This is a genomic window from Streptomyces mutabilis (genome assembly GCF_014649815.1).
Taxonomy (GTDB): Bacteria; Actinomycetota; Actinomycetes; order Streptomycetales; family Streptomycetaceae; genus Streptomyces; species Streptomyces mutabilis.
Genome location: NZ_BMTT01000108.1, coordinates 1 through 922, shown reverse-complemented (window position 1 = coordinate 922; position 922 = coordinate 1). Strand labels below are relative to the sequence as shown.

1 protein-coding gene is annotated in these 922 nt (G+C 68.1%); it reads left to right on the top strand.

Going from position 1 to position 922, the window contains the following annotated elements:
• A partial coding sequence (locus IE142_RS34860) for a CurL C-terminal domain-containing protein (protein ID WP_229831209.1) occupies positions 1-922 on the top strand: 922 nt, incomplete at both ends.

Below are 922 nucleotides of genomic sequence, written 5' to 3'. Positions count from 1 at the left end.
TGGCGCAGGCGGGGATGTTGTCGGCGGACGGGGTGTGTTACGCGTTCGACCGGCGGGCGAACGGGATGGTGCCGGGTGAGGCGGTGGCTGTTCTGGTGCTGCGGCGGTTGCCGGACGCGGAGCGTGATGGTGACCGGGTGTATGCGTCGGTGCTGGGCAGCGGGGTGAACTACGACGGGCGTACCAACGGGATCACGGCGCCGAGCGGGGCTGCGCAGGCGCGGTTGTTGTCGGAGGTGTATGAGCGGGCTCGGGTGCCGGTGGAGTCGGTCGGTCATGTGGTGACGCACGGGACGGGGACGCGGCTGGGTGATCCGGTGGAGATCAATGCGTTGGTGGAGGCGTTCGGGTCGGGGTCGGGGCGGTCGGGGTTTTGTGCTTTGACGTCGACGAAGCCGAACATCGGGCATACGCAGGCGGCGTCGGGTCTGGTGAGTGTGATCGCGTTGGTGCAGGCGATGCGGCACGGGGTGATTCCGCCGAGCATCAACTGTGATGAGCCGAGTGATTACGTGGACTGGGAGCGCAGTCCGTTCTTCGTCAATCGTGAGGCGCGTCCGTGGTCTGCGGAGGGCGGGACTCGGCGTGGTGGGGTGAGTGCGTTCGGGTTCAGTGGGACGAACGCGCATGTGATTGTGGAGTCGTATGACGCCGGTGGGGTGTCGGAGGAGGTGTCGGAGCCGGCGTATTTGTTGCCGGTGTCGGCGAAGTCGGAGGGGGCGCTGGGGCGGGCGCTGGCGGAGCTGGCGGGGCATCTGGAGCGGGTTGAGGGTGTTTCGCTCGCGTCGGTGAGTCATGCGCTGATGTCGGGGCGGCATCATTTCGCGTTTCGGTGTGCGCTGGTGGTGCGGGATGCGGCGGACGCGGTGCGGTTGCTGCGTGAGGCGGCGGCCGGTGAACGGCCGCTGATGGTGCGCTCGGG